This is a genomic window from Gluconobacter aidae, from assembly GCF_009547075.1.
In the GTDB taxonomy this organism is placed as follows: Bacteria; Pseudomonadota; Alphaproteobacteria; order Acetobacterales; family Acetobacteraceae; genus Gluconobacter; species Gluconobacter aidae.
In genome coordinates this window covers 36,496-42,676 of record NZ_WIPH01000022.1, presented here as the reverse complement: position 1 = coordinate 42,676, position 6,181 = coordinate 36,496, and the positions used below count along the sequence as shown (strand labels likewise).

At 60.6% G+C, this 6,181-nt stretch carries 10 protein-coding genes; 5 read left to right on the top strand and 5 right to left on the bottom strand.

The window, feature by feature from the left end:
* Positions 1-8 precede the first annotated feature (8 nt).
* Both GFJ39_RS14530 and GFJ39_RS09965 read left to right on the top strand, forming a co-directional pair.
* Complete coding sequence (locus GFJ39_RS14530) at positions 9-89, top strand: Fic family protein (protein WP_407645885.1); 81 nt, start codon at positions 9-11, stop codon at positions 87-89.
* Positions 83-538: a hypothetical protein gene (locus tag GFJ39_RS09965; protein ID WP_194285342.1), complete on the top strand. Its 456-nt coding sequence runs from the start codon at positions 83-85 to the stop codon at positions 536-538. The genes GFJ39_RS14530 and GFJ39_RS09965 overlap by 7 nt, the downstream gene beginning before the upstream one ends.
* A 158-nt stretch (positions 539-696) precedes the next feature.
* On the opposite strand, the gene GFJ39_RS09960 is transcribed toward GFJ39_RS09965, so the two are convergent.
* The 3 genes from GFJ39_RS09960 to GFJ39_RS09950 form a co-directional block, all read right to left on the bottom strand.
* Positions 697-1,059, bottom strand: coding sequence for a RidA family protein (locus GFJ39_RS09960; RefSeq protein WP_325062911.1), 363 nt, complete (start codon positions 1,057-1,059; stop codon positions 697-699).
* 23 nt (positions 1,060-1,082) lie between these two features.
* Positions 1,083-1,334 carry a DUF1150 family protein gene (locus GFJ39_RS09955; RefSeq protein WP_153431185.1) on the bottom strand — a complete coding sequence of 84 codons (252 nt, stop codon included), beginning with the start codon at positions 1,332-1,334 and terminating at the stop codon, positions 1,083-1,085.
* Positions 1,335-1,415: 81 nt separating this feature from the next.
* Positions 1,416-1,928, bottom strand: coding sequence for an Hsp20 family protein (locus tag GFJ39_RS09950; RefSeq protein ID WP_041112093.1), 513 nt, complete (start codon positions 1,926-1,928; stop codon positions 1,416-1,418).
* A 191-nt stretch (positions 1,929-2,119) separates the two neighbouring features.
* Here GFJ39_RS09950 and def point away from each other — a divergent pair, with 191 nt between their 5' ends.
* From def to truA, 3 genes are read left to right on the top strand one after another with little or no spacing between them, the layout of a single operon-like run.
* Positions 2,120-2,674: a peptide deformylase gene (gene def, locus GFJ39_RS09945; RefSeq protein WP_153431184.1), complete on the top strand. Its 555-nt coding sequence runs from the start codon at positions 2,120-2,122 to the stop codon at positions 2,672-2,674.
* Between the two features lie 7 nt (positions 2,675-2,681).
* Positions 2,682-3,596 (top strand): methionyl-tRNA formyltransferase, encoded by a 915-nt coding sequence (gene fmt / locus GFJ39_RS09940; protein ID WP_153431183.1) that lies wholly within the window; start codon positions 2,682-2,684, stop codon positions 3,594-3,596.
* Positions 3,589-4,416 carry a tRNA pseudouridine(38-40) synthase TruA gene (truA, locus tag GFJ39_RS09935; protein ID WP_194285341.1) on the top strand — a complete coding sequence of 276 codons (828 nt, stop codon included), beginning with the start codon at positions 3,589-3,591 and terminating at the stop codon, positions 4,414-4,416. The genes fmt and truA overlap by 8 nt, the downstream gene beginning before the upstream one ends.
* Here truA and GFJ39_RS09930 read toward each other — a convergent pair.
* Positions 4,413-4,994, bottom strand: coding sequence for a hypothetical protein (locus GFJ39_RS09930; protein ID WP_153431182.1), 582 nt, complete (start codon positions 4,992-4,994; stop codon positions 4,413-4,415). The genes truA and GFJ39_RS09930 overlap by 4 nt on opposite strands.
* Positions 4,995-5,032: 38 nt before the next feature.
* The gene (gene dapE / locus GFJ39_RS09925; RefSeq protein WP_325062910.1) at positions 5,033-6,178 is read right to left on the bottom strand and encodes a succinyl-diaminopimelate desuccinylase; all 1,146 of its coding nucleotides are present in this window, start codon (positions 6,176-6,178) and stop codon (positions 5,033-5,035) included.
* Positions 6,179-6,181 lie beyond the last annotated feature (3 nt).

Genomic DNA, 6,181 nt, shown 5'->3' with positions numbered 1-6,181 from the left:
CTTCGTTAATTTTTGGTTTGGTAAATGACCACCCATTCCATGATGCCAATAAAAGAACGGCTTTTCTAAGATCAGTTTTTTTATGTTAGAAAATGGATACGTCCCTTCAGTAGATATACAGGTAGTCGAAGACTTTACCGTAGAAATTGCCGAATTTCACTCAAAGAATAATCGGCACATGCGGATAGATGAAATATCGCCAAAATTCAAATCAATGTTTCGAAAAAAGGATGCAAGAATATACTATGTTATAACATTTAATGAACTCCAAGTAATTCTATCTAACCATGGGTGTTCCTTAAGAAATCCTCATAGAAATTATATCGACGTTTACAATGGAGAAAATAAAGTATCCCAGATAGGTTTCCCTGGCTGGAAAAATGAAGTAACACGCAATGCCATATCAACAGTCAGAAAAACAACGGGTCTAACTGCTGATAATGGATATGATGCTCAAGTCTTTTTCAAAGATGCTGATCCATTAAATAGACTAATTGGCGAGTATGAAGAACCGTTACGGAGACTTGCCGATAGATAATATCCAAAATCAATAAATGCCTGTTAAAGATTTTTTTTGGAAACCCAACTAAATAATAGCCTCTTATTTATGCAGCGAATAAGAATCTAATCATACTCTACTTTTTATGGAAAGGCCGTTTTCCCTAACGGAAAGACGGCCTTTTTATTCATAAAAACCTACTTCAACGCGGCAATTACCGTCATCTCAACGCGCCATTCCGGCACAGCCAGCTTCGCCTCGACCGTCGCCCGGGCCGGCTTGTTTGCCGTATCCAGCCAGGCATCCCAGGCACGGTTCATCGCACCAATCTCACCGATATCCGTCAGGAAGATCTGAACCGACAGGATCCGGCTCTTATCCGTCCCCAGAGAGGCCAGAAGCGCGTCGATCTGGCGCAGGATGTCGACCGTCTGGCCTTCCGTATCGAGGCTGGCGTCATCTGCCACCTGACCGGCCAGATAGGCCAGCCCGTTATGGACCACCACGCCCGCAAGGCGCTCTTCTTCGAGGTGACGGGTAATATCGGCGTTTTTACTCACGGGCGTGGACCTTCTGGCTGGGATTACTGAAGCAGGGTCGGGATCATCTCATGCTCGAGGATCGCATCAAGCGCGCTTTCCTCGTCTTCCGCGACCGCCATGGGCGTGCCGTCGGCGGCATGGATGGCCACGACCAGTTCCCCGTCATGCATGACGGATTTGACATAGGCGAGGTGGGACATGCCCAGCGTCAGGAGCTGCGGCCCCGTGATGCGCCGCAGATCCACGGGGAGTTTGTCGTCCGAACGATCACCGTTTTCGAAGGGATTGTTCAAGTCAGGTTCCTTCTGAAGCCGGGGCGATATCGCGCCCAGCCTTGAGTTCAGTCTGTAAAAAATGTGACCGCGCAACCGGCCTTATTCGTCGTCGATATCGCGGGCCGGACGCGTCGTACGCCGCGTTTTCACAACGGGCGGCACCACTTCGTGATGAACCGTCGGTCCCGGTGCCGGGCTGCGCCGTCCCTGCGAAATCGCAATCCGCTTGACCCGCACTTCCGGCTCCGGACGCAGAAGATCAATGTGCAGCAGGCCGTTATCAAGCCACGCCCCACCAATTTCGATGCCTTCCGCCAGCACGAATGCCTTGTGGAACTGCCGTGCGGCAATCCCGCGATGCAGGAAAATCCGCCCCTGACTGTCATCCGCCTGACGCCCGCGGATCACGAGCTGGTTGTCTTCCTGCGTGATCTGCAGATCGTCCATCACGAAGCCCGCGACAGCCAGCGTAATCCGCAGGGCCGTGGCGCTGAGCTGCTCGATATTATAAGGGGGATACCCGTCGGACGTCGATTTGGCGGCACGCTCAAGCATCTGCTCGAGGTGATCGAAACCGAGGAACATCGGGGACGTGAACAGGCGACCGGACATAGGGCTAAAGCCTCCTCCATGAGCGAGACATAAACAGGGCCGGTCCCATCATGCGGCAACCGGCTGACCCTACGATATGGTGTCCACCCGCACGGATGCAAGTTCTACCCTTACAGGACGCAACGCAAAACCTGCACTCAAACCTGATCTTGCACTGGCATTTGGCGCCCGCGCTCGCTACATCGCAGGACATGAGCGAATTCGATTTCCTGTCCGGCATCGACGCGGTGCCGCCCACCCCGATCCTGATCGCCCCCCAGCCCGTGCTGCGGGAGGTCACCCGCGACGTGCGCCCCGAGGACATTGCCTTCATCCGCGAACAGCTTCCGGGTATGTTTTCCGCCATGTACAAGGCGCCGGGCATCGGCCTCGCCGCCCCGCAGGTCGGTCTGGGCATGCGTTTCGCTCTGGTGGACGTGGCCGAGGAAGATGCACCCCGTGAGCCCATGCTGCTGATCAACCCGGAAATCATTTCTGATTCCGATCAGCTTGCCGCGCGTGAGGAAGGCTGCCTTTCCCTGCCGAACCAGTATGCCGAAGTCGTCCGCCCCGAATCGATCCGCGTGCGCTACCGCAACCTTGCGGGCGAGACGATCGAGCACGATGCATCCGGCCTGCTCGCCACCTGCATCCAGCACGAAATGGACCATCTCGACGGCATCCTGTTCGTCGATCACCTCTCGACGCTCAAGCGCAACATGATCATGCGTCGCCTCGCCAAAGAGCAGAAACTCGGAAGGCGCTGATACCCTGATGCGGCTGATTTTCATGGGAACGCCGGACTTTTCGGTCCCGGCACTGCACGCCCTGCTCAATGCGGGTCACGAGGTGGTCGCGGTCTACACGCAGCCCCCCCGCCCGGCAGGGCGCGGCAAGGCGCTCCGTCGCTCGCCGGTTCATGAAGCCGCCGAAGCCGCCGGGATCGAGGTGCGTACGCCCGCACGCGTCCGCCGGGACACGGCAGAACACGAAGCCTTCGCCGCCCTTAACGCCGATGCCGCCGTGGTCGCCGCCTATGGCCTCATTCTGCCGAAAGCGATGCTGGATGCCCCGCGTCTGGGCTGCCTGAACATTCATGCAAGCCTCCTGCCCCGCTGGCGTGGCGCCTCGCCCATCCAGTCCGCCATCGTCGCAGGCGACACCCGGAGTGGCGTCTCCATCATGCAGATGGATGAAGGCCTCGACACCGGCGCGGTCTTGCTGGAAGAGGCCACCCCCATCAGCGCGACCGACACTGCCAGCACGCTGCACGACCGCCTGTCCGAAATCGGCGGCCGTCTGGTCGTCCGTGCGCTGGCCGAACAGCCCACACCCGTGCCGCAGCCCGAAGACGGCGTCACCTACGCCGAGCGCCTGACCCGCGATCATGGCCGTATCGACTGGACGTGCAGCGCCACCGAGATCGACCGCCAGATCCGTGGCCTGACGCCTTGGCCCGGCGCGTTCACCACGCTCGATGATGTCGTCGTCAAGATCGGTGCAGCCACCCCGCTGCCTGCCGAGAGCCATAGCGCCGCCTCCGGCATCACGCTTGATGACAGCCTCACCATCGCCTGCGGCACCGGTGCCCTGCGCATCGACCGTCTGCAGAAGCCCGGTCGCAGCATGATGTCCGCTTCCGACTTCCTGCGCGGCCAGCCCGTGCCGAAAGGCACCCGCCTTGTCTGACACGCAGGTTGCGGAGCCTCTCGCTGAACCCGCCGCCGAGCCCACGGGTCTGAACCGCTGGGCCCTGCGGATCGAATATGACGGCACCGGCTATCTCGGCTGGCAGAAGCAGAACGACGGCATCTCCATTCAGGGCCTGATCGAAGCCGCCGCCTCAAAACTGGTTCGCAACCGCCCCGTCCCCAGCATCACCGCCGGCCGCACGGATGCCGGCGTGCATGCGGCAGGTATGGTCATCCATCTTGATTTCCCGGATGACGCCCCGATCGACGCCCGACAGATCCGCGACGGCATGGGATACCACCTCAAACCCCACCGCGTCGTCGTGCTGGAAACGGCGAAAGTCGGCCCGGAATGGAACGCACGTTTCTCCGCGACCTGGCGCAGCTACCGCTACACCATCCTCAACCGGCCAGCCCGTCCGGGGCTGATGGAAAACCGCGTCTGGCACATCAAGCGCCCGCTGGACGTCGACCTCATGCAGCAGGCCGCGAACCATCTCCTCGGCCCGCATGATTTCACATCCTTCCGCGCCGTCGCCTGTCAGGCCAGAAGCCCCATCCGCACGCTGGACGTCCTGAACATCCACCGCGATGGTGAACTGGTCATGATCGACACGAAGGCGCGTTCCTTCCTGCACCATCAGGTCCGGAACATGGCCGGCACCCTGATGATGATCGGCTCACGTCAGTGGCCGGTCGAAAAGATCATTGAAATTCTGGAAGCAAAAGACCGCTGCGCGGCCGGGCAGACAGCCCCTCCCGAGGGGCTCTGCCTGATGGATGTCGGCTATCCCGACGATCCCTTCAACCGCTCCTAGGACGACAGCCCAAGCAGATCGACAACCGCATTGTAATGCGGCGGCAGCAGCCACAGGGCCCAGAGCAGTCCCCCCACCGGCAGGGTCTGCAGGACTGTCATGACAAAAGCCTGCCAGCCGGTCGTCACAAGCCCGACTTTCGTCACATACCAGGTCAGCCACAGCGTATAGAGCTGTGCCCCGAAAGCGAGGCCGCCCAACGCCTGGCTGGACGCCGCAGCCCCCGGCAGCACGAGATGCAGCACGCCCTGCGCCATGATCAGCATGACCAGTGGCAGCCACCCGCACCAGAGCGACGCCGTGGCATAACGCGTCCACAGACCCTTGCGGCTCAGGACGCCCGCATAAAGCTCCGACACCACAAGCTGCAACAGCGTGCAGACCAGCGGCACCACAGCCCGCACCAGCCCCATGATCCGCTCGGCGGGTGGGAGCATGAACGCCATCCACACACCAATGACCGCCAGCGCAACCGTCGGTGCCAGAGCCGCGAACAGGGCTCCCGCTCCGGGTGCGAAACAGTTGATCCCTTCGGACCGCCCCCGCCCCAGAAGCCACACACCCAGAGGAATGGCCATATTCCCGGTAGGTGGGAACGGACCCGGCCGTCCGGAAGTCACAGCCCGTATCCTTCCATGAACGCGAGATAAATCCGTGTCAGATCCTCCAGCGCCCCAAGCTCCACGTTTTCGTCACGCTTGTGCATGGTCGCGCCGACAAGGCCGAACTCCGCCACCTCGCAGTAGTGCGAAATAAACCGCGCATCCGACGTCCCGCCGCTGGTATCGAGCCGGGGTGTCCGTCCCGTGACACTGCGCACAGCCTCGGACAGGCACGTTACGGCATCCCCTGGCTGCGTCAGAAACGCCTCGCCGCTGATGGACACCTGCACGTCCGCCTGAGGCGCGTGATGCCGCACCACGTCCTCGATCCACGCCGTCAGAGCGGCCCCGGTGTGCAGATCATTGAACCGGATATTCAGCCGGCCGACAGCACTTCCCGGAATGATATTGGTCGCCCCGTTTCCAACATCGATGCTCGTGACCTGAAGGGACGACGGATCGAACCACTCGCTCCCCGCATCCAGTTCCCGCGCCGTCAGTTCGGAAAACGCTGCCAGAAGACGATGAACCGGATTATCCGCCAGATGCGGATAGGCCACATGCCCCTGCGTCCCATGCACGGTCACGACAGCATTCATGCTGCCCCGACGTCCGATCTTGATGACATCCCCGAGTGCCTGCGGGTTGGTAGGCTCGCCCAGAACGCAGAAATCCGGCAGTTCACCCCGTTCCGCCAGCCATTCAATGACCGGCTTCGTCCCGAAATGCGCCGGACCTTCCTCGTCTCCCGTAATCAGCAGCGATACGGAACCCTTGAGCGGCCCCTGTTCCAGACGCCGCGCAACGGCTGCAACGAAACAGGCCACCCCGCCCTTCATGTCCGCGATCCCGCGTCCATAAAGCCGGTCACCCTCGATAACCGCCGCAAACGGATCATGCGCCCAGCCTTCACCCGGCGGCACGACATCCGTATGCCCCGCAAAGCAAAGCGCGGGATGCCCTTTCCCCAGCCGGGCATAAAGATTGGGCGTCGGCGCGTCAGCAGGACCGAAAGGGAGATGGAACGTCTCGAACCCCATCCCTTCCAGCACACCTGCCAGAAGCGCCTGAGCCCCCCCATCGGCCGGCGTGACCGACTGGCAGCGCAGCAGATCCCGGGCCAGCGCCACGGGATCCGTCGGAAAGGTTGACCCCGTCACAGG